The organism is Salegentibacter sp., assembly GCF_041642575.1.
In the GTDB taxonomy this organism is placed as follows: Bacteria; Bacteroidota; Bacteroidia; order Flavobacteriales; family Flavobacteriaceae; genus Salegentibacter.
Map to the genome: position 1 here is coordinate 14,982 of NZ_JBEPWD010000002.1, position 19,945 is coordinate 34,926.

The window sequence follows — 19,945 nt, forward strand, 5'->3', positions numbered from 1 at the left end:
GGTTGAAATTTTTAAAATGCACTTCTATGGTCGGGGAAAAATATTTAGACTTATTAAGGGAGAATATACTTTTTAAAGATCTGGAAGAAGATAAACTTCCCGCTTTTTTAACTGAATTTCAGGAGGAAGTCTGGCCAAAAAACACCTGCAATATCAGCAAAACCCCTACTCTTTTTCGATTTTACATTATTGCCGGCGGGAGGGTTAAGATTTATCGGGTAGATCCCCAAGGTGGAAGAGAATTTACTATGTTCCTTCTAACAAAGAATGATGTTTTCGATATTTTATGTTTGCTTGAAAATTGTGAGCACAGAGTTTTTTATGAATCTTTAGATGAAGTTGTTCTGCTGTCAGTGCCCATTGAAATTATGCGGAATTGGATAAGAGAATATCCTCAAATCAACAAGTCTCTCCTGCCTTATATGGGAAAACAGATCCGTGCTCTGGAAGAATACACATCAAATGTTATACTGGCAGATATTTCCAGCCGGTTAGCAAAATTAATTCTCACCCATATTAATCATAAATCAAATAAACTGGAGTTAATTAATGATCTTACCAATGACGAACTGGCGAATCTCATAGGTTCTACGCGAGCAGTTGTAAACAGGCACCTTCAGCAATTCAAAAAGGATGGGATTCTTAAAATCAGCAGAAAAAAAGTTGAGATTCAAAATCTTGAATTGCTTTTAAAACAAGCTGAAAAAAATCACTCCCAGGATTAAACTGAACATCTGTTAATTAATATATAATATTGATTAAGTGCTACTTACGTAGTATTTTCTGAGTTATAATCAAGATATCTTTACTTTAATCTAAAAAATATACTGTCATGAGAAAGTTAATTTTCAGCATGGTATTTATGGGGATTGTATTCTCCAGCTATGCACAAAAAACCATCCGTCTGGATGAAGTAACAATGGAGTTAAGCTCCGAAGCACTCAGGTTAGATCCTGCATCAAATTCATTGATCGTGGATATTCCTGAAAAATACACCGGTCACTTTAATGAGAGTCCTTTGAGGTTTTTGCGCGAAAATTTTGATATTCAAAAATTTATTGTCGCCAACCGGGATTCCTACTATGATGTTTATGATGTTTCCTTTAAAACAAATAAAGGAAATTTAAAAGTGAGATTTAATGCTAAAGGCGATCTTTTAACCAGTCACCAGGTTTTTAAAAATGTAAAAATGCCTTATGCAACCACCGTTAGTGTATTAAGACAAAATCCTGATTACTCAATTATAGCAAACAAGCACATTGCTTCTTCGAGAAACAGCTGGACTTTAAACAAGGAATTTTATAAGATTAAACTTAAAAACGGAACTAAAACTAAAAATATTAAAGTTGACCTGGATAAATCAGGAATGGGTAAACTCGCAGCAATGTAAGTTTAAGTTTTTCAGAAGGGAGCACGGCCCCTGGTCAGGGCCGTGTATTTATTTATACGTCAAAAAGATCAGAAGACAAATAACGATCGCCGCGATCGCAAACAATACTTACCACAAGACCGCTATCCAGTTCCTCACATAATCTTACAGCAGCTGCAGCAGCTCCACCACTACTCATCCCTGCAAAGATACTTTCCTGGCGTGCAAGTTTAATAGTCATTTGTTTGGCTTCTTCTTCACTCACTTCAAGAATCCGGTCTACTTTCTCTTTCTTAAAGATTTTAGGAAGATATTCTTCTTTCCATTTTCTGATTCCCGGAATTCTGGAATCATCGGTGGGTTGAACTCCTACGATTTGAATATTCTTATTTTTTTCTTTTAAATACGTTGAAGTTCCCATTATTGTTCCAGTAGTACCCATGGAAGAAACAAAATGAGTGATCTTATGCTTGGTTTCGTTCCAAATTTCCGGTCCGGTGCTTTTATAATGAGCTTTCCAGTTATCATCATTGGCAAACTGATTAATCATAAAATGGTCGCCATCTTTGAGTTTGGCTTCAGCATAATCCCGGGCTCCTTCAATGCCACCTTCAGCATCTGTCAGGGTTACCGTTGCGCCATAAGCTCTCATGGTTTGAACACGTTCAATAGTAGAATTTTCAGGCATAACAAGTTCCAAATTCAAATGAAATATTCCTGCTATCATAGCGAGAGCAATCCCCGTATTTCCACTGGTAGCTTCAATTAATTTGGATTCTTTGTTGATGTCTCCTCTTTCCAGGGCATTTTTTATCATACTGTATGCTGCCCTGTCTTTCACACTACCCCCGGGATTCTGACCCTCAAGTTTAAAATATAGCTGAACATTAGGATTCTTCACCAGTCTGTTAGCCTTTACCAAAGGAGTATTTCCAATTAGATCTAATATAGAGTCATTCATTACTCGTGTTGTTTTTAATGTTAATCTGTGGATTATGGGTGACGATAGAATTCTGGGGAACCGATTTGGTTAACCAAACATTTCCTCCAATCATACTATTTGCACCTACAACTGTCTCCCCACCAAGAATGGTAGCATTGGCGTAAATGGTTACATTATCTTCAATGGTGGGATGTCTCTTGGTGTCTCTTAAATTACGATCTACGTAAAGAGCTCCAAGGGTAACACCCTGGTAGATCTTTACATTGTTTTTTATTATTGCAGTCTCGCCTATAACAACTCCAGTAGCGTGATCTATGAAAAAGGGGACACCGATCTCTGCTCCCGGATTAATATCGGTTCCCGTTAATGTATGTGCACATTCGGTCATCAATCTTGGGACTAAAGGAAAGCCAACTTTATAAAATTCATGGCTTAACCTGTAAATCGCAATAGCAAAGAATCCGGGATAAGACAAATAAACCTCTTCAATTGAGTTTGCTGCCGGATCATTTTGAGCTATAGCAGTAGCATCTTTATTTAATTTGGTTAAAATTTCAGGCAGTAATCTAAGATAATCACACCATATTTCATGACAGGATTTATCGGGTTGCCAACATACGAGTTCGGCAAGTTCAGAAAAATCTTTCTCCAACTGTTCAATATTGCCTTTCACCGAGGTGTCGGCATCAAAAAGCGTATAAAAGATTTTATGTACAAAAGCTTCTGTTTTATCTTTTATACTCAATCTTAAATTGGGAAGTCTCTTTTGCTCTTCAATATTAGCAATAACATGTTTTTCTATCATACTGCAGTTAATCTATGGTTGGCTTCTATTCAAAAGTAATCAATAGAAAAATAAATTTTCTTGATTTTTCCTTAAATACTTAACTACGGCTTCAGATTAATAAATTAGAGGGTTATTCTGATTTTACGATTTCCTTTACTTGCACAGAATCCAAAGCGAAGAGAAGAGAAAAAGACTTTAAAATTATGCGAAATAGTATTTGGTTTTAAGCTATAGACTTTAACTTTGACTGCTGAAATTAAATAATCGGTTTGAAGGAGTTTTACTATTTCGCAAAAGAACATTTTAAAAAAGTAAGTTTTGGTTGGTTATTAACTTTTCTCTCCAGCTTTGGTCAGACCTTTTTAATTTCCCTTTATGTTCCTGAGATCATTAGAGATTTCAACTTAACTGAAGGTTCTTTCGGTGCCATTTATGCAGGGTGTACTATGGCAGCATCCATAATAATGCTCACCGTGGGGCATACGGTAGATCACAAACCTGCAAAAAAGGTCACCACATATACTGTATTGGGCCTTGCCTTCTCTACAATTTTATTAGGATTTTCCTTCAACATCTTTCTTCTATTTATAGCCTTAATGGGATTAAGATTAATGGGCCAGGGATTACTGAGTCATATTAGTATGACAATAATTTCGAAGTATTTTGATAAAAACCGCGGAAAAGCCCTCAGTATTTCATCTCTTGGTTATTCCTTTGGTGAGGCCATATTCCCTGTGATAATAGCGCTGGTAATTTCCTGGTTCGATTGGCGGGTGGCGGCTATTGTTAGCGGAATTGGTTTATTGCTCTACCTCATAAGGTTGCATTTTACCGATCTAAGTGAATTCGACAAACAACTATCTTCCACTAAAAGACCCTCAACCTGGAGCTTGCTTAAGGGTTATAAGAGCGTGGTTTTTGAAAGGAAATTTGGCATAATGATGCCGGCTAGTTTTATCCTTAGTTTTTCCATTACCGCCATATTTTTCTATCAATATGTATTTGTTGAAAATAAAGGTTGGTCAGTTCAGCTTTATGCAAGCTTTTTTACGGTATACGCGATCACCAGGCTACTATTCTCGATTTTCGGTGGAATGTGGGTCGATAAATTTACGGCCAGAAAAATGTTTCGTTGGTTTCTTATCCCCATGGTTTTGGGCTTAATTCCTTTCGCATTTATGGACAGTATTATGGGAGCTTTTATCTTCCTTATCCTGGCTGGGATTACCGTCGGGATGTCCGGTACTATTCAAACCTCACTTATTGCTGAAATGTATGGCACAGAGCGAATGGGAGCTATCAGAAGTGTGTTTACAATGTTCATGGTTATAAGCACTGCCCTTGGTCCTCTTCTGGTTGGTTTCCTTTTGGATTTAAATATAGATTTCAGTTATATTATGCTGATGTTTATCGGGTTAATGACTTTAGTGGTGCTAAATAATCAACGGATTAAAAACTATTGACGTATCAGGCTGAAATGCCCTTTCTGCGTTGGGAAACCTCCTATTTCTATTTCGTACCAGTAATCATTTGAAGGTAAAGCACGGCCGTTCAGTGTGCCGTCCCAACTAAAATTTTCACCAGCTCCCGATTTCAGCAATTTCCCATAGCGATCAAAAATTCGTATGGTAGAATTTTTGAAATATTCAAGGCCATTAACCTTAAAAACATCATTATACCCATCGCCGTTTGGGGTTATAAATCTCGGAAACACAATATGAGGAAATTCCTGATCAATCATTTTACAACCAGCCTTATCCCGCATGTAAACAGTATAAATTCCCCCGGGAACATCAAACTCCGGAGAATCCTGGAAATTTGTTCCATCCAGCGAATACTCAAAATCTCCGTCTTCCGTAGGTTTAATAATTATTTTTCTCTCTTCTGAAAAAATGTCTTCTATTCCCACTTTGTCTACCGCACGTACCTCTATTTCCTTTCCTACGGAACATCCATTAGCATTGGTCAATTTTACACTATAAGTGCCGGGATTTGTTACAGAAATTTCCTTTGTGGTTTCTCCGGTATTCCATAAGTAATCTAAAACTTCATCACCTGCATCCAGCTCCAGCGCTTCGTCTTCGCAGATCTGAAGTTCTTCATCTTCAACATCCGGGATCTCAAATATTTGCAGTTTTACCGGGATACGGGAACTTGGCGTACACTCGAAACCCTCTTTAATAGCTTCAGCATAAAATGTACCCGGAGTTTGCGGCTTATAACTGTGGGAATTTTCAAGCAGTAGATCTGTTCCGTTTTCTGAGGCATACCAATTCACAGTTTCATCATCAGCTGTTTCTACGCTAAGGGAAGGAATTGCTTCTCCTTCACAAATGGCTTTATCCCCAGTATTGACAGGTGGTGCCGGAGTTTCTACAATATTAACCAGAAAAGCTTCTGATACGGTACTACAAAGATTATTGGAAAGATTGACAGGGTCTTCGGCAACCATAACTCTGTAGAATTTAGAGTTACCTAATTGAGAAATCGAAAATTCATTAGAATTTTCCCCGGGAATATCTTCCCAGTCCTGATTATCCTCACTTTCCTGCCACTGAAAATAATGATCCTGGTAAGCAGAAAAATCGGGCGTGGCGGTTAGGTCCAGACTTACAGGGGCATTCTCTTCACACACGTTCAATTCCATGCCGTCAGTTGCAGGGGTACTTATTTCTGTAAGATCGCCACACGACCTGAAAATTATATCGTCTATAGCAAGATCATTCCCGCAGCCACCATCTGCGTTATTGAACATCCTTAATATTACCGAACCCTGACCCGGTTCACTTTTAAAGGTTAAGGCATATTGTTCCCATTCTGGAGAACTTTTGGTTTGTATATCTCCTGTGCTGCCTTCAGCAAGTATTTCGGTATCGGTTTCATCCCAAATTTCAAATTTAACATTAATGGGAATGCCCCCGTTTTCACAGGTACTCGTAGGACTTAATATATTCATTAGAAATGCTGAAAATTCGTAACTGGTATTTTCACATAACCCGGAAACTTCATACTGATAAAACTGTCCGGCAGTATAATCGGCATTTACAATTAGCGCATCGTTGTTAGATATCGTGGAATTAGGTAAGTAAGTAAACCAACCGCCAATAGTGTTTCCAATTTCGTCAGAAATAGTGTATTCCCCGTCGTTGGGATCAAATCCCTCAACGTAATCATAACTGGTGGTTCCATTTGGCAAGGGTCCTCCCCCACTAAAATCTTCATGAAAAATAGGATCTCCCTTGCTTCCCTCGCAAAAACCCAATTGGGAAAACACCTGAGAAGTGGTTAAAAATAAGGTGAAAAGGAAGAAAATTTTCATTCACAGCAAATCTATTAATACTCCCCTCAAGGAAAAAAATTAAAGCTAATAAAGTCGCGTTTTTATGATCTTGGTCTGAAGTTTTTCTGAAAGTTCAAGCAACCAGTTCAACTGATTGATCACTAAATGTGCTTCACGAAGTTGCTCCCGAAGATTTTCATCCGGTTCATTGCCATTTATCTCCTGTTCTTCACTTTTTAAAAGGAGTTCATTAAAATTACGGTTTAGTGCTTTTCCGGCTTCCTTTGAAACTTCTTTATCAGGCTGTGATTCTATTTTCAGTGAAGAAAGTATATTTTCAGTATTGCTGAGATTTTGCAGAGTATGTTGTACCAAAACTTCAAAATCCTCAGAAGCGGTGGTGGTTTTATGGTTTCTGATAAATGTTCCAAGGGAAGCCAAAGCACTCAGAAAAGTCTGATTAATTCCAACAATCTCATAAATGCCACTTATTTCTTTCTGTTTGGATTTAGGCTCCTGGGTCATTCTTTGAAATGCCGTACTTAAATTCCCGGTTTCGAGGAAAGCTTGTTTCCTGGCCAGTTTATACGAAACAGGCAATTTTCTCTTATTCCGATAGAAAGCTGCTATTTCTTCAAGGTAAGTTTTATTTGCCTGGACGCTCTTCAGCATTACATTTTTAATACCTTTTACTTCCCATGCAGGCCAAAGAACAAGATTTCCTAAAGTGGCAAGGCCGGCACCTACCAAAGTATCTACTATTCTGTACTGTATTACATTATAGATGTCGGGTTGCAATAATGAGTAGATAAAAACAATACTAAGGGTAATAAAAACCGCGGCAGTTTTATAATTTTTCTGAACCAGGGAAAATGCCAGCGTTAGAGAAATCAAACCCAAAATGGCATAAACTATCTGGTTCTTTATAAAAAAGACAATTCCAATAGCAATGGCCCCACCTATTAACGTCCCGATAATTCGTTGTTTTGAGCGTTCTTTGGTAAGACCATAGTTTGGTCTCATGATTACAATTATCGTCAAAAGGATCCAATATGCATTTTCAAGGGAAAAATACGCTCCAACCGAAAAACCCACAAGTACAACCACTGCAAGCCTCAATGAATGCCTGAAAATAGTGGATTCAAAGTTTAAATTTTCAACCAAAATTTTAGGATCATAATCCTGGGGTGTAATAAATTTCACCACCTCTTTTCGCTTCAGAAAAACCCGTTTCTTATCATCAAGATTATACAGAATTCTTACCACCGTATTAATTTTTTGAGCTTGTTTTTCCAAATAATCATAAAGATTCTGAAGTAAAAACATATTCTCTCTCTTATCATCGGCATCAAGGCTTTCTCTGAAGTTTTTAAATCCGATTTCTATTTTTTCCAGATCATCTCTTATTTCATTTTGGGTATAATTAGCATTTTTCTGAAGTGTAGTAGCTAAATCGTCTAACTGAAGTGCAAGACTATTTATCAATGAACTAAGTTTTTGAGGCATGTCCGAATCTTCTCCAAACAGCTCATCCATTTTTTTATAATCTACCGGATTGGCGATAGCAAGTTCCAGAATATCCACCAATTCAATAAAAATGAGCAATCTTTTCCGTGCGTAATTCGAATTGCCGAAACTCAGCCTGGATCTTATAAGAATATCCCTTAAACTTTCGTGTTTCTCGTTAAGTTCACCTTGTATTTTAAATAGCTCTTTCTTTAGGTTTTCTCTGGTTCCTACATTGGTTAATAACTTAGAACGGGTTTTCAAATAAAGTGCGGTAAGCTCCAGGGTTTCCGTAAGGAGTTGTTCGGTGGCTCGTTTAGGATTCAAAAAGTGCCAGGTGATACTTAGACTTAAATACCATAATCCTCCAACCACAATCAGGAGTGCGCGCTCCCAAATTTCAAGAACCGTAGAGATATTAGCAAAACTCAGAACAATGGCAAATAATCCTGAAAAAGCCACAAGAGAAGCTCTAAATCCGAATACGGCAAAATAAGAAATAACAAAAACCATAATGGCTAAAACGGGCAGAAGAATCCAGAGTTCCACTGTTGCATATCCTAAAATAACCGAAACCAGTCCCGCCAGAAGGGCAGCCAGAAAAACACCCATGACCTTATGATTAAAGCTGCCTTGAATATCACTGGGAGAACTCAAAAGACTGCCTAATGCAATCGCTACCCCAATTTCATAATTACCCAGATAACTAAAAACAGCAATTGGCAAACTTATGGCAATACTTAAAATTACCGCCTTTGAAAAGTCCGGACTGCGGAAAAATTTAGAAAGTTGATTAAAATAGTTAGTTATTCTTCCCAAGCTAAAGTTATATTACTATACAAAAGTACAAGCAATTTAGATCTTATCCGGTATGATTAACCTCGATTTATCAATGGAACTTTTAGTTTTAAAATAGTATTAAAAGCTTGCTTAAAATTGTCATTAATGGTAAATTAAGCACACTTCAAAAAATAATAACTCAAACAATGAATCAAACTATAATTTTACAGTCCAGACCTCAAGGAACGCCTAAACTTGAAAATTTTAAAATTATTGAGGAGAAAAAACCCGAACCAGGTTCAGGTGAGGTTTTGCTCCAAGCTAAGTACATTTCTGTTGACCCTTATTTACGGGGAAGAATGCGGGATGAAGAGTCGTATATTCCACCTTTTAAAGTTGGGGAACCAATAGATTCTATGGTGATTGCTGAAGTAATAAGTTCTAACAACCCAAATTTTAAAGAAGGAGAATTTGTTAGCGGAATGCTTCAATGGAAGCAATTTCAAATTTCCAATGGTGCCGGACTCAATAAAATAGATGAGCAAAGGGCTCCCCTTACTGCCTATTTAGGGGTACTGGGATTAACAGGATTAACAGCATATATAGCTTTAGATAAAATAGGAAAACTAAAATCAGGAGAAACATTAGTCGTTTCCGGTGCTGCAGGAGCAGTAGGAAGTGTAGCTGGACAAATTGGAAAAATAAATGGATGCAGGGTAATTGGAATTGCCGGTAGTGATGAAAAAATTAAAAAGATCAAAGATGATTTCGGTTTTGATGGAGGAATAAATTATAAAAGCACCTCAAATATGAAAAAAGCCCTTGCCGAAAAATGTTCTGATGGAATTGATGTTTACTACGATAATGTTGGAGGGGAAATTCTTGATGCAGTGATGCAAAACATAAATGATTTCGCACGAATAATAAATTGCGGTGCCATTTCCCTGTATAATAAGGAAGAAATGCCCACCGGCCCCCGATTAGAAGGAATTCTTATCAAGAAAAGTGCCTTGATGCAAGGTTTCCTGGTTAGAAACCACGTCAAGGATTTTGGACCTGCTATTAACCAATTGGGTACCTGGCTAAAAGAGGGCAAATTAAAATATGATGAAACGATAATTAAAGGCTTTGAAAATACGCCACAGGCTTTTCTCGATCTTTTTGATGGAAAGAATACAGGCAAAATGATTGTGGAAGTTTAATTCCAGATTGAATTTCCTTTCATCTTTCGCCATTCTGTCCTGTCATCAGTTTTTACGAGAAGAGTATTGTTTTTCACCTCAAAGATTATTTCTCCGGAAGGAATCTCAAAATTAGGTTCCATGGAAATTATTATTTTCTTATTTACCACCTCGTAGGTACCTCTCCAAATGATATCAGTAAGCATGATTTCTACCATATTATCTTGATAAAAATCTAATTGCTGGTGACAGTTAATAAAAAAATCAGGGGGTTGGGCATCCATGCACTCTTCCTCTGAATTAAAGAAAAGCCTAACATAGGATTTATCCTCAAATTGTTTTTCCAGCCCCGATGTGGTTAATTTATTACAGGAAGTGAATATTGTTAAAACAGTTACGATATAAATAATTTTCTTTTTCATGAGCCATCATCATTTATCATTTAAGTTAATGAATATGAAGGAGATATATGTAAACAGATTTATAAAATAAATATAAAAAATGAGTTTATGATGCGAAGGCAAAAACCTTGGAAAATAAAAAAGCAGCCCAATTATTGAGCTGCTTTTTTATCATTTTATTTCTTAGGTGGTTGGGATGGCCTTACCTCAATTTTACTAGGTAGGGTCCTTGGATTCATTTTTAAAAGATCTACCACCAGTTCTCCAATGTCCTGGGGTTGAATCTTCCAGGCATCTTCTTCAGTTGGAGTATGATCATTAAAATAGGTAGCAACCGAGCCGGGCATTATTGTGCTCACTTTAATACCTCTATCTCTTAGGTCCAGCATCACAGCCTGGGAAAATCCTGTCACTCCAAATTTACTGGCATTATAGGCTGCTCCTCCCGAGAAAAAATTGGTTCCGGCAAGACTGGAAATCGTTATCACGTAGCCTTCAGATTGTTTTAGAGCCTCGAGGGAAGATTTAATACTATAAAATACCCCGCTTAAATTGGTGTCTATAGTTTCCTGCCATTGCTTAACAGATAATTCATCAATATTTCCGAAATGGCCTATTCCAGCATTTGCGATAAGAACATCCAACTGCCCCCATTTATCAATTAAGGAGTCCACAGCTTTTTGCTGACTTTTAAAATCCCGAACATCGGCTTCAAGAGCTAAAACTTTATCTTCGTTTCCTAGTTTGGCCGCAGCTTTTTTCGCATTTTCCAGAGAGCGGCTTGTAATTGCAACCTTCATTCCCAGATCAAGGAGAGACTTGGCGACGCCGAAGCCTATTCCCTTACTTCCACCGGTTATTAAGGCAACTTTGTTTTCTAATGATTTCATCTTCAATTTTTTATTAAAATTTAATTCTAAAGCTACTAAAGATTGCCAATCTGCTAAAATTAACTAGACTAAGATATTGTTAATTTTAAGGCTTAAAAGCGGCAATAATTCTGTGTTAAATAGTTTCAAAAAAGACTGAAAGAAGTAACTTTGCAAAAATTAAAAGCCCCCAATGGGTAATTGATAAGTTTAATCAGAAAAAATCTTTCTTTTGAAAAATTTAAAGGCACAAAAGTTACTCAATAAAATTCAGCGCGATCTAATGCGTAATGGTATCATAATAAATACCCTGGTAGAAGATCTTAAAAATCTTAGGACTATTATTATTGAAGAAGAAGAGAATCCGCTTCTTGCTAAGGTTCTAAGACTAACTTATGAACACATTGAAGAATTTAAAGGCTTTGAAATTCCCGTTCCCGATGATGAACCTCTTGAAGAAGGGGAAGAAGCTCCTGAAAATACTGCAGAAACCGGGCAGGAAAGTCTAGATTATCTTTTATCTCTAGTTGCAGATCCTGAAAATAAAATCAATAAGATTGAACTAAGGGAGTATGTAAACGCTCTTAATACGTACGCAGAAGAAAATTAATTCTTCAAGAAACATTTAGGTCCGGAATTTGAGATAGCTGCACTTTTAAAGGTGTCCAAACGCCAGAAATACTGAAATACTTTTTTTAATGAAAAAAGAAGCGAAATCTAAAAAAAAGAAGTCGCGTATACGATTATTGCACCAGTACTATAGCTATACAGGTTTTTATATATTTGTATGGCGCAGCGTAAAAAAAGCAATAATTCCAGTATTATTATTTCTTGCTGCCATATTTGCATTAGACAGATACGTTCTGGATATTGACCACATGCTAATTACCGTTACTGAAACTTATTCCCCCCTAGGTATTCTGGCTGTTTTCTTTCTTTCTGAATCTCTTTTAGGCTTAATTCCTCCTGAATTATTTATCGCATGGTCTGGTAAATCCTCCAGCCCGATACTCTATCTTTCTTTACTTGCCCTCGCATCTTATCTTGGAGGTATCGTTTCTTATTTTATTGGAAGAGGTGTCACTAAAATTCCCGCAGTTCATGAGGATATTGAAGTAAAAATGGCGCCACATATTAAAAACACACGTAAATGGGGAGGTTTCTTAATAATAGTAGGTGCATTGCTGCCCATTCCCTTTGCTATGACAAGTATTGCAGCTGGGATTATAAAATTTCCTTTTCCAAGCTTCTTAATGTTTGGTTTGCTTCGATTTGTCCGATTTTATCTTTACGCGCTGGTTATTTTTGAAATGGTTTAACCAGTATTCATACCTCCGGAAAATTCTAAACTTTTGCTAATACCACCAACTTTTAGATAAAATTGAAGTAGTTTTAAGTAAAACCAATCAAAAACTTCAATTTTATGGACTCAAAGATTAAAAAGCTTGCGCGCACCGGTTATGTAGCCAAAGGTGTCGTATACGGATTAATTGGAATATTAACTTTTATGGCAGCTTTTAATATGGGAGGTCAAACTTCCGGCCAACTTCAGGTGATCGATTTTATTGAGAAACAAACTTTCGGAAATATTTTACTGGTTTTAATCACTCTTGGTTTATTGTCTTATTCTTTCTGGCGGTTTTTTCAGGCTATTACAGATCCTGAAGATATAGGGAAAGACAAAAAGGGTAAAGCCAAACGGGTTGGATTCTTTATAAGTGCAATAATTTATTTAAGTATTGCAGGTTACGCAATTATGAAACTTGTAAATATCGGAGCTTCTTCAGGAAGTGGATCAACGCAAAACGGGATGATGTCATTTTTAACAGGGGATATAGGAGTCTATATTTTTGCCGTAATAGGAATTGGCCTTGTAGCAACTAGTTTCTTTCAATTTAAGAAAGCCATTAATAAAGATTTTCTGGAAAAGTTCGACTATAAATCAATTACAGAGGAAAAAAGAAGAAAAACCATAAAGAATATGGGCTATCTTGGTCTTATTTCCAGGGGAATTATCTTTGGAATTCTTGCCTTTTTCTTTATTAGAGCCGCGATAGAACACAATACCGGAAACATTAAAAGTACTACTGATGCCTTCGCCTTTTTACATGAATCACCAATGGGATCCTGGTTAATGGGTATTGTAGCAGCAGGGATGGTGTGCTATTCGATTTATGTTTTCATGATGGCAAAATACCGAAAATTCAGAACTTAAGCCCCTGTTAAACTAACGCTAAAGCATCTTAAAGGTAGAATATAATCTCTTGATAATATTTACCTTGAATAAACTAATCAACTAAAAACTTTAAACTATGTCTCTACTTACGATAATACTGAATATTCTTTTACCACCTCTGGCGGTATTTTTGAAACACGGCTTAAGCGGCACATTTTTAATTAGCTTGATCCTCACCGCCCTTGGATGGTTACCTGGAGTAATTCATGCCTTCCTTGTAAATGGAACGGATTAAAGATAAAACTCCTGAATATTTTGAAAACAATAAGCCCCGATCCATTTGGATTGGGGCTTATTTATTGATTAAATGATAGTCTTAGTTCTCGTTTTCTGCTCTTCTTTTTACTTCTTTTTGCCACTCCCAGGCACTCTCTAACGCCTCATCAAGACTAAGTTCGGCTTTCCAATTGAGTATCTTATTAGCTTTTGTAGTATCAGCATAAGCAGCTGTTATATCCCCTTCTCTTCTTCCAATAATTTTATAAGGCAGTTTTTCTCCACTCACCCTTTCAAAACTATTAATCACCTCAAGAACAGAATTCCCTTTTCCGGTGCCAAGATTAAAAACTTCATAATTGGATTCTTCTTTATTGGCTATAAGGCGTTCCAGGGCCGCAACGTGGGCTTGTGCAAGATCCATTACATGAATATAATCCCGAATACATGTTCCGTCTGGTGTAGGATAATCATCCCCAAAGACTGATAATTGCTCCCGATCTCCAATAGCCGTTTGGGTTATAAACGGAATTAGATTTTGGGGAATCCCCAGGGGTAATTCGCCAATTTCAGCACTGGGATGAGCACCAATTGGGTTGAAGTATCGCAGTGAGATTGCCCTGAAACCAGGATTGGCTTTACAGGTATCTGCAATTATCTCCTCACCTATCTGTTTGGTATTCCCATACGGTGATTCGGCAGTTTTTACAGGTGCATCTTCCGTAATCGGCAGCTCATCTGCCTGACCGTAAACCGTACACGAGGAACTAAAAATAAACCCGGGATTTTCTCTTTTATTAAGTTCTTTTAAAAGATATAAGAGACTGGCCAGGTTATTTTCATAATACAGTAATGGGTTAATTACACTTTCTCCTACCGCTTTAGATGCAGCAAAGTGTATAATTCCCTCGATGTCTGGATGCCTTTCAAAAAAATCTTTCACCCTGGCCTTATCTCTGAGATCAAAATTCTCGAATACCGGGGTTTTCTGACTTATTTTCGTTATCCCACCCAGTACCTCGATACTGGTATTAGACAGGTTATCTATTATTACAACGTCAAATCCTTTTTCCTGAAGAGCCACAACTGTATGTGATCCGATAAATCCAAGACCACCGGTGACCAATATTTTAGAGTTCATTTTTATTTCTTTGGTATGAGTGCAAATTAAGAAAAATGTGAAACAAGGGGTCGTTAATGAAACCATAAATTGGAAGATATTGTTATCTATTTTTACAAAATGACAAATCACATCCTGCTAAAATCACCCTATAAAACCTATCTTTGCCCAGTAAAAAATTATTACTGTGGAAAAGCAAAAGAAAATTTTCAGATGGGTTAGTCTCCTGGAAGGACTGTCATTTTTATTATTGTTATTTATTGCAATGCCTTTAAAATATTTACTAGACCAACCGGCAATGGTGGAAAATATTGGCATGGCTCACGGACTTCTGTTCATAGCTTATGTTGTGGGCGCTGTCTATTTGTTCAAACCAATGAACTGGAACTTCAAGGAGCTTTTTATAATCCTTACTTGTTCCCTGATCCCTTTCGGGCCATTTTATGTTGAAAGAAAATATCTTTAGAAATGGAGTTTAACGGGCGGGTTAAAAACCTTGTTTGTCTCGTTGAGGATATGCTCATTGATAACGGGGTAGATCCTGTTCTTGCACAATACATTAATCTAGCGATCAATATCCTGGTTCTTATTTTCCTGATTCTAGGGATAAACTACCTGATAAAAACATTTGTAATTGAGGCTTTTAAAGCCTTTACCAATAAGACCAAAACCACCTTTGATGATTTTCTTATCAAAACCAAATTTCCAAAATATATAGGCCAGGTAATACCATTGTTTATCCTATATTATTTGGTGCCTCTTATTTTTATTGATTTCCCACTTGTCATCAGGATATTTGATTTCGTATTACATATATACATAATAATTCTATCCGTATGGATCTTTCGCAGTTTCATGCGTACACTCAAAAGTTACCTTAAAACCAAGGAAACCTTTAGAGATAAACCTGTAGAGAGTTACATCCAGGTGGTGATGATCGTGATCTGGATCATTGCTATACTTTTTATATTTGCCGAAATCACAGGGGAATCAGTAGTGAAATTTATAATTTCCCTCGGTGCGGCTTCAGCCATATTATTATTGGTCTTTAAAGATACTATTCTTGGGTTTGTTGCCTCTATTCAGGTTACGGTAAACGATATTGTTAGAATTGGGGACTGGATTACCTTCAGTAAGTATGGTGCTGATGGAACTGTTACTGAGATCAACCTTTCAACAGTGAGGGTTCAGAATTTTGATAATACGTTCACCACAATTCCTACCTATAGCCTAATCTCTGATTCTTTCCAGAATTGGCGCGGAATGCAGGAATCTCCGGGCAGGAGAATTAAAAGAGCTGTTTATATCAAACAGAATTCAGTGAAATTCATGACCGATACTGATCTGGAACAACTAAAAAAAATAAGATTAATTGAGCCTTACCTGGAGACACGTCAAAACGAGATAAATTCCTATAATGAATCTAATAATATTGATCGTACTCTTCCTATAAACGGACGGAATCAGACCAACCTTGGGATTTTCAGAAAGTATGTAGATACTTATCTTCAAAATCATTCTGCGATTCATAAAGAGCTCTATATTATTGTAAGACACCTCGCTCCTACACCTAATGGGATACCGGTAGAAATTTTGTGTTTTAGTCGTGATAAACGATGGGCAAATTTTGAATACATCTCCGCCGATATCTTTGACCACGTAATAGCTGCAGTTCCGTATTTCGGGCTTCAACTATTCGAATCTCCATCTGGCGATGATATCACCAAATATTTACACCAGGTTTCCACACCACCCAAAAATTAAATCTGCTATATTTAGTTGATAAAAACTTAACCTATGAAGTTCAAAAACTTTCTGCAGATCTTTGGTGTCATTGCCGTACTTCTCACCTTAATTCCACTGGTCGCAGCTGATTTCTGGTGGATAAGAGTATTTGATTATATGCATATTCAGTTAACCTTGTTAACACTAACCGCAATTGCTGCCTATTTCATTCGCTTTGACATAAAGTGGGTCCAGGATTATATTTTTATGGGTATCCTGCTGGCTTGTTTTGCATTTCAGTTTCTGAAGATCTATCCTTACACTCCTTTATCTGCTCATGAAATTGGAGATAGCCAAAATTCAGAAGCCCCTCAGATTAGTCTTTTTACCGCAAATGTCCTTCAGAAGAATGAAGAGCATCAAAAAGTAGTCGATGAAATAAATAGGTTTGATCCCGATGTAATGGTTTTTACAGAAACCAATACCCGGTGGAAAAATGAAATTTCAAAAAACCTGGATGAGTCTTATCGTTATAAAGTGGAAGTTCCTTTAGATAACACATATGGGATGCTAGTGTATTCCAAACTTGAACTTATTGACCCACAGGTACAATACATGATTGATGATAGTATTCCTTCCATTCACACCAAAATAAGACTCCCTGAGGGTAATTTAATTCAACTTTTTGCAATTCATCCTACACCTCCTATGCCACAGCATAATCCCAGTTCGTCTGACAGGGATGCTGAAATGATGAAAATCGCAAAAATGAGTTTGGAAAGAGAAGTTCCGGTAGTCGTAATCGGAGATTTTAATGATGTGGCCTGGTCTGAAACAACTTCACTCTTTCAGAGTGTTGGTAAGCTATTAGATATAAGAGTTGGCCGTGGTTTTTACAATACTTTTAATGCTAATAATTTACTAATGAGATGGCCCCTGGATTATATCTATACTTCCGAAGAATTCAGGCTTAAAGAAATTAAACTAGGAGAAAATATAGGTTCTGATCATTTTCCTCTCTTCGCCTCCCTGAGCTTTGAACCGGAAAAAGCTGAAGAACAGGAACCAGAGCCTCCTAATGAAAATCAGTTGGAAAGAGTAAATAAACAAATTGAGGAAGAAGAAGAGGAAAATGTTGAAAAAGCTAAAGAAGAAAAGGAAGAAGAAGACTAAATTTTCTTATTAAGCCTGTCCTTTACAAATTCAATTTCCGTTTTGCCGTGTGGCATTGGCTGCCCTTCTTTGTCCAGGGTAACCATAATTATTTTTTCAATACTGATTATCACAGACCGTGTCATCTTATTTCTTACTTCACAGCGTAAACTGAGAGAAGTAGATCCAAACTTTAGAACATCTATTCCAATCTCAATAATATCTCCTTCGTGAGCAGAATTCTGAAAATTGATCTCACTCATATATTTGGTGACGGTTCGTGGATTTTCCAGCTGAATAATGCTATAAAGTGCACATTCTTCATCTATCCATTCTAAAAGTCTGCCACCAAATAGTGTTCCGTTAGGATTTAGATCCTGGGGTTTCACCCATTTTCTCGTATGAAATCTCATTTTTTATTTTAAAGGTAAGAAACAAAATACGGGCAATCGAAAACTCAAATCATTTTTATGAAATTCCATATTTTCCAATAGGAAATAATTGAAAATTATTTTTTTTAAAAGATTTTTTCCTGATTCTGCATTAAAGATAATTCTCAGCAGTCTGAATTATTTTAGCGTGGTCAAAAGCTAATTCTTCAGGAAGATCATCTAATTCAAACCATTTTGCTTCAGCAGCATCATCACCGGCCACAGGATTATCTTCACAATCAATCCAGCCTAAAAAAGCTATGGAAATGGTTCGACCTCTTGGGTCTCTTCCGGGAGCCCCAAAAGCTTTTACCTGTTCTATGGTTTTTACTTTAATTCCGGTTTCTTCAGCTAACTCACGTTTGGCGGCATCTTCAAGATTTTCATCTTCTTCTACGAAACCTCCCGGAATTGCCCATTGACCTTTAAAAGGATCATTTTTTCTTTTTATCAATAAGACATTTATTTTATTATTTGCGTTGCAAAATATGGCTATATCTACTGTTACAGCTATTTCCTGTTTCATAACTTCTATTTAATATAAACGGTTTTACGATTAACAAATTCCCTGATTCCGTGTTCTGATAATTCTCTACCATAACCTGATACCTTGGTCCCTCCAAAAGGTAAGCGTGGATCACTTTTTACTAGATCATTAATAAAAACTGCGCCGTCCTCAAATTGAGGGATCAACCCTTTAGCAAAGTCCATATTATTGGTAAAAATGGACACTCCTAATCCAAATTTAGAGAGGTTTACAAGGTTCACGGCTTCCTTTTCATCCTTAAAAGTAGTAACTCCTATAACAGGTCCAAAGGTTTCTTCATCGAAAACAGGCATCCCCGGTTTCACATTTAGTAAAATAGTAGGTTCGTAATATGCTGCATCCCGGTTTCCGCCCAGAATAATTTTTGCACCCATGTTTACAGATTTCTGAACCTGCTCGTCGATATCTTCAGCCAGATCTTCCCGTGCCAGTACTCCAATGAAGGATTCCTCATCCATCGGATCACCGGCTTTAAGTTCTCTCACCTGTTTAGTAAATTCTTCCAGAAAATCATCAGCTATATTTTTATGAAGCAGAAGACGTTTTCCGGCAATACAACTTTGTCCGGTATTTTGAAACCTGGCCATCACACAGGTTTTTATGGTTTCTTCAAGATCGGCATCCTCAAAAACAACCAGGGCATTACTTCCACCGAGTTCAAGAACTGTTTTTTTGATCTCTTCTCCTGCAACAGATGCAACAGCGCTTCCGGCAGGGTTACTACCGGTTAGAGTTGCCGCCTTTACTCTGGGATCTCTTATAATATCTTCCACTTTATCACTTCCAATCACCAGACTTTGAAAACAATCTTTGGGAAATCCTGCTCTCTCAAAGGCTTTCTGAATATTTTCGGCCGACTTCATCACATTACTAGCATGTTTTAGAACAGCGATATTTCCGGCCATGAGTGCCGGAGCCGCAAATCTAAAAACCTGCCAGAAAGGATAATTCCATGGCATTATAGCCAGGATTATCCCTAGCGGTTCAAAGCTCACATAGGATTCTGATGCATCGGTTTTTATGATCTGGTTTGCAAGCTGTTTTTCTGCATTTTCAGCATAATATTCACAAACCCAGGCACATTTTTCAATTTCGGCTATTGCCTGGGAAATTGGTTTTCCCATTTCCAGACTTATATCTGTTGCATATTCTTTTGAGTTTTTTTTCAATTCTTTGGCCAGTTCCTGCATTAGCTTTGCTCTTTCCGTAAAGCCGGTAGTTTTCCAGGACTGAAATCTATTATCGGCATTATTCAAGGCAGTTTCGATATCTTTCTTGGTGAATTCCTTGAATTTGGAAATCTCTTCTCCGGTATAGGGATTTTTGGAAATTATCATTTCAGAATATTAATTTTTTATTGTAATTCTCTTAAAGATAAAAAGAAGTTCATGGCCTTTCGGGG

At 37.1% G+C, this 19,945-nt stretch carries 21 protein-coding genes; 11 read left to right on the forward strand and 10 right to left on the reverse strand.

Annotation, left to right across the window (positions count from 1 at the left end; translation table 11 throughout):
* The first annotated feature begins 26 nt into the window (after positions 1-26).
* A complete protein-coding gene (locus ACESK1_RS00710) occupies positions 27-725 on the forward strand; it encodes a Crp/Fnr family transcriptional regulator (protein ID WP_372916890.1) in 699 nt (232 codons plus the stop codon).
* Positions 726-832: 107 nt separating this feature from the next.
* Positions 833-1,390, forward strand: a complete 558-nt coding sequence (locus ACESK1_RS00715; protein ID WP_372916892.1) for a hypothetical protein — start codon at positions 833-835, stop codon at positions 1,388-1,390.
* Between the two features lie 52 nt (positions 1,391-1,442).
* Here ACESK1_RS00715 and cysM read toward each other — a convergent pair whose 3' ends face one another.
* Positions 1,443-2,330: a cysteine synthase CysM gene (gene cysM, locus ACESK1_RS00720; RefSeq protein WP_372916894.1), complete on the reverse strand. Its 888-nt coding sequence runs from the start codon at positions 2,328-2,330 to the stop codon at positions 1,443-1,445.
* Entirely contained in the window at positions 2,323-3,117 is a 795-nt protein-coding gene (epsC, locus tag ACESK1_RS00725; protein WP_372916896.1) for a serine O-acetyltransferase EpsC, read from the reverse strand. Before epsC ends, cysM begins: the two co-directional genes overlap by 8 nt.
* Before the next feature lie 251 nt (positions 3,118-3,368).
* Here epsC and ACESK1_RS00730 point away from each other — a divergent pair, with 251 nt between their 5' ends.
* Entirely contained in the window at positions 3,369-4,562 is a 1,194-nt protein-coding gene (locus ACESK1_RS00730; RefSeq protein WP_372916898.1) for an MFS transporter, read from the forward strand.
* Here ACESK1_RS00730 and ACESK1_RS00735 read toward each other — a convergent pair.
* Both ACESK1_RS00735 and ACESK1_RS00740 read right to left on the reverse strand, forming a co-directional pair.
* Positions 4,556-6,418 (reverse strand): T9SS type B sorting domain-containing protein, encoded by a 1,863-nt coding sequence (locus tag ACESK1_RS00735; RefSeq protein ID WP_372916900.1) that lies wholly within the window; start codon positions 6,416-6,418, stop codon positions 4,556-4,558. The genes ACESK1_RS00730 and ACESK1_RS00735 overlap by 7 nt on opposite strands.
* 45 nt (positions 6,419-6,463) lie before the next feature.
* The gene (locus ACESK1_RS00740; RefSeq protein ID WP_372916902.1) at positions 6,464-8,704 is read right to left on the reverse strand and encodes an FUSC family membrane protein; all 2,241 of its coding nucleotides are present in this window, start codon (positions 8,702-8,704) and stop codon (positions 6,464-6,466) included.
* Between the two features lie 167 nt (positions 8,705-8,871).
* On the opposite strand from ACESK1_RS00740, the gene ACESK1_RS00745 reads away from it, so the two are divergent.
* The gene (locus ACESK1_RS00745; RefSeq protein WP_372916904.1) at positions 8,872-9,867 is read left to right on the forward strand and encodes an NADP-dependent oxidoreductase; all 996 of its coding nucleotides are present in this window, start codon (positions 8,872-8,874) and stop codon (positions 9,865-9,867) included.
* On the opposite strand, the gene ACESK1_RS00750 is transcribed toward ACESK1_RS00745, so the two are convergent.
* Positions 9,864-10,268, reverse strand: a complete 405-nt coding sequence (locus ACESK1_RS00750; protein WP_372916906.1) for a hypothetical protein — start codon at positions 10,266-10,268, stop codon at positions 9,864-9,866. The two genes, ACESK1_RS00745 and ACESK1_RS00750, sit on opposite strands and share 4 nt — an antisense overlap.
* Positions 10,269-10,423: 155 nt before the next feature.
* Positions 10,424-11,137 (reverse strand): SDR family oxidoreductase, encoded by a 714-nt coding sequence (locus ACESK1_RS00755; RefSeq protein ID WP_372916908.1) that lies wholly within the window; start codon positions 11,135-11,137, stop codon positions 10,424-10,426.
* Between the two features lie 211 nt (positions 11,138-11,348).
* Between ACESK1_RS00755 and ACESK1_RS00760 the strand changes: the two genes are divergently transcribed.
* From ACESK1_RS00760 to ACESK1_RS00775, 4 genes are all read left to right on the forward strand, one after another.
* On the forward strand, positions 11,349-11,726 hold the full coding sequence (locus tag ACESK1_RS00760; protein ID WP_372916910.1) for a hypothetical protein: 378 nt from the start codon (positions 11,349-11,351) through the stop codon (positions 11,724-11,726).
* Positions 11,727-11,814: 88 nt separating this feature from the next.
* A complete protein-coding gene (locus tag ACESK1_RS00765) occupies positions 11,815-12,435 on the forward strand; it encodes a YqaA family protein (RefSeq protein ID WP_372916912.1) in 621 nt (206 codons plus the stop codon).
* Between the two features lie 104 nt (positions 12,436-12,539).
* Entirely contained in the window at positions 12,540-13,331 is a 792-nt protein-coding gene (locus tag ACESK1_RS00770; protein WP_372916914.1) for a DUF1206 domain-containing protein, read from the forward strand.
* Positions 13,332-13,428: 97 nt separating this feature from the next.
* Positions 13,429-13,587, forward strand: a complete 159-nt coding sequence (locus ACESK1_RS00775) for a YqaE/Pmp3 family membrane protein (RefSeq protein WP_372916916.1) — start codon at positions 13,429-13,431, stop codon at positions 13,585-13,587.
* Positions 13,588-13,668: 81 nt separating this feature from the next.
* On the opposite strand, the gene galE is transcribed toward ACESK1_RS00775, so the two are convergent.
* Positions 13,669-14,709, reverse strand: coding sequence for a UDP-glucose 4-epimerase GalE (gene galE, locus ACESK1_RS00780; protein ID WP_372916918.1), 1,041 nt, complete (start codon positions 14,707-14,709; stop codon positions 13,669-13,671).
* 166 nt (positions 14,710-14,875) lie between these two features.
* Between galE and ACESK1_RS00785 the strand changes: the two genes are divergently transcribed.
* The 3 genes from ACESK1_RS00785 to ACESK1_RS00795 are packed head-to-tail and all read left to right on the forward strand — an operon-like array spanning position 14,876 to position 17,586.
* Positions 14,876-15,154 carry a DUF3817 domain-containing protein gene (locus ACESK1_RS00785; RefSeq protein WP_372916920.1) on the forward strand — a complete coding sequence of 93 codons (279 nt, stop codon included), beginning with the start codon at positions 14,876-14,878 and terminating at the stop codon, positions 15,152-15,154.
* A gap of 2 nt (positions 15,155-15,156) precedes the next feature.
* On the forward strand, positions 15,157-16,452 hold the full coding sequence (locus ACESK1_RS00790; RefSeq protein ID WP_372916922.1) for a mechanosensitive ion channel family protein: 1,296 nt from the start codon (positions 15,157-15,159) through the stop codon (positions 16,450-16,452).
* Positions 16,453-16,485: 33 nt separating this feature from the next.
* Positions 16,486-17,586 (forward strand): endonuclease/exonuclease/phosphatase family protein, encoded by a 1,101-nt coding sequence (locus tag ACESK1_RS00795; protein ID WP_372916924.1) that lies wholly within the window; start codon positions 16,486-16,488, stop codon positions 17,584-17,586.
* Here the strand turns inward: ACESK1_RS00795 and ACESK1_RS00800 are convergent.
* The 3 genes from ACESK1_RS00800 to ACESK1_RS00810 all read right to left on the reverse strand — a co-directional run bounded on the left by ACESK1_RS00800 (position 17,583) and on the right by ACESK1_RS00810 (position 19,880).
* The gene (locus ACESK1_RS00800; RefSeq protein WP_372916926.1) at positions 17,583-17,978 is read right to left on the reverse strand and encodes an acyl-CoA thioesterase; all 396 of its coding nucleotides are present in this window, start codon (positions 17,976-17,978) and stop codon (positions 17,583-17,585) included. The genes ACESK1_RS00795 and ACESK1_RS00800 overlap by 4 nt on opposite strands.
* A 130-nt stretch (positions 17,979-18,108) precedes the next feature.
* Positions 18,109-18,522, reverse strand: coding sequence for an NUDIX domain-containing protein (locus ACESK1_RS00805; RefSeq protein WP_372916928.1), 414 nt, complete (start codon positions 18,520-18,522; stop codon positions 18,109-18,111).
* 5 nt (positions 18,523-18,527) lie between these two features.
* Positions 18,528-19,880, reverse strand: coding sequence for an NAD-dependent succinate-semialdehyde dehydrogenase (locus ACESK1_RS00810; protein ID WP_372916930.1), 1,353 nt, complete (start codon positions 19,878-19,880; stop codon positions 18,528-18,530).
* Between the last annotated feature and the right edge of the window lie 65 nt (positions 19,881-19,945).